Genomic DNA, 1,357 nt, shown 5'->3' with positions numbered 1-1,357 from the left:
AATGCAGTACGATCTTCAAAGTTAAGATGATGGTATGACAATTTTATATACTCCATAAACCCTTTAAATTAATTAGGTGGTTTATGTCGCACTTCAAGTTTTACTCTGCCAAGTTACTCGTTTTTTAGGAGCTGGAAATCCTTCAGAAAGTGGGTCCCACTTATTATATTACTTTAGACAAATTAACGATCTTGATGTTAAATATTTTTGTGACTATTATGCTATCTTTCAGGAAGATCAAAGTGGAAACATAATCCTTAAAGATCCTACTCTTAAGCGAGTTGTGTTTTTTGATGATTTAGTGGGAACGGGGCGTCAATTAAACACATTTATCAAAGAAAGAATAAAAAAAATAAGAGCTAGTCTTCCCGATCTAGAGATACAATTTATATCTTTATTTGCAACTTATAATGCATCTAAGAAAATAAATCATGCCGAATCCTTTAATGGGAAAGCAAAAACATTATTTATTCTAGATGAAACTTATAAGGCTTTTGGAAGAAAGTCTAGATATTTTGCTAATCGTGAGTTTCCTTCTCGATCTAAGATTAAAACATTTAGCCGAAAATATTCACAATTATTAGGTTGCGGAATCCGAGATGTGCATGGTTTTGGATATTCGCAATTAATGTTAGGTTTTTCATATAATACGCCTGACAATACTATACCAATTTTTTGGAAAACAGGGCCTCATTTCACTCCAATTTTTAAAAGATACAGTAAGCAAGGATCAGGGCTATGAAAAGAACTTTAAGTGACTATAGCTCCTTACGAGCCGCAGAATATAATGATAGCCAAATTAATGCTGCGTGGTTAGATACTCGACAACAATCTTTTAGAGAAAAGCTATCATTAAGTGCTTTAGGATCCCGATATTTACTAGGGGCGAAAGGGACTGGAAAGACCCACCTGTTAAGATATTTCTCATTAAAAGTAGCCTTGAAAAGAAATTCTTATGATTTAAAGAGTAGCCTGAATGAATTAGGTGCAATAAGTATTTATTTAAGATTGCCAAATGATCTAAGTAAGTTTGACCATCTTGGTCGAGATCAAGGTAAAATTATCTTTAAAGTTTATTTTGAGCTTCTAATACTTCGTTCAACTTTTGATTTGATAGATAATATCTGTTCTGAAAGTAATATAAATGATTCTGCAGTATGTGAGGTTGCAGAAAAATATTTTAATAAAAAATTTGAGAATGTTAGTTATATTCTTGAATATATTAACAATCAGACTAATAAAATTGGGTGGTGTATCAAAAAGTATGCTAAAAAAAAGCAGGTTGAATTTTGATAAAATAGAGAAATGCAAATAACTCTAGAAATCAAATGTCCAACCTGCCTCAGTGACAGTATAA

At 31.6% G+C, this 1,357-nt stretch carries 2 protein-coding genes; both read left to right on the top strand.

Translation table 11 applies throughout. The features are described from left to right. The first annotated feature begins 76 nt into the window (after window positions 1-76). Window positions 77-742, top strand: a complete 666-nt coding sequence (locus WFH18_RS17420; protein WP_336755366.1) for a phosphoribosyltransferase-like protein — start codon at window positions 77-79, stop codon at window positions 740-742. Next, entirely contained in the window at window positions 739-1,293 is a 555-nt protein-coding gene (locus WFH18_RS17415; RefSeq protein ID WP_336755365.1) for an ORC-CDC6 family AAA ATPase, read from the top strand. Before WFH18_RS17420 ends, WFH18_RS17415 begins: the two co-directional genes overlap by 4 nt. Window positions 1,294-1,357: the final 64 nt, after the last annotated feature.

Origin of the sequence: Acinetobacter sp. USHLN143, assembly GCF_037145695.1 — a bacterium.
In the GTDB taxonomy this organism is placed as follows: Bacteria; Pseudomonadota; Gammaproteobacteria; order Pseudomonadales; family Moraxellaceae; genus Acinetobacter; species Acinetobacter fasciculus.
This window is presented reverse-complemented; position numbering and strand designations above follow the sequence as displayed.